Source organism: Vibrio sp. 10N.261.55.A7 (genome assembly GCF_002877365.1).
Taxonomy (GTDB): Bacteria; Pseudomonadota; Gammaproteobacteria; order Enterobacterales; family Vibrionaceae; genus Vibrio.
Genome location: NZ_MCWZ01000249.1, coordinates 1 through 530, shown reverse-complemented (window position 1 = coordinate 530; position 530 = coordinate 1). Strand labels below are relative to the sequence as shown.

The window sequence follows — 530 nt, the reverse complement described above, 5'->3', positions numbered from 1 at the left end:
ATTTAAATAATTCACTTTGATTATTTTAACTGGAGTAAAAAAATGTCAATTAAGCGTTATGGTGTAGAAGGCGGTACAGGTACTGGTGGTCAACACCTTCCATTTGCACGAGCAACGGAAGCGGGCGGCTTTCTGTATGTATCAGGTCAAACACCAATGATAGATGGTGAAGTGGTTGAAGGTGGCATTATCGATCAGTCTCGTTTAGCTATTCAGAACTGTGTCGATATCATGACTGAGTGTGGATATGAGCTAGAAGACGTTATGCATGTAAAGGTTGTGCTGACTGATTCTCGTTACTTCCAATCGTTCAACAAAGTATTTAAAGAGTTTTTTGGTGCGAATCCTCCGGCTCGTATCTGTATGGTGTGTGACCTCGTCGTTGACGTAAAAGTAGAAGTTGATGTGACGTGTTACCGCAAAGATCGTGCATAAACGTTAATTAATCCAATATAGATATTGGGGATAATTTGAATTGATACTCATTAAAATATTATTAATAGTATCAAGTAATATCCCCTATATCTGAA

The 530-nt window shown here is 38.1% G+C and carries 1 protein-coding gene; it reads left to right on the top strand.

Translation table 11 applies throughout. From position 1 onward, the window contains the following. The first annotated feature begins 42 nt into the window (after positions 1-42). The gene (locus tag BCU12_RS11445; RefSeq protein ID WP_102404387.1) at positions 43-435 is read left to right on the top strand and encodes a RidA family protein; all 393 of its coding nucleotides are present in this window, start codon (positions 43-45) and stop codon (positions 433-435) included. The last annotated feature ends 95 nt before the right edge of the window (positions 436-530 follow it).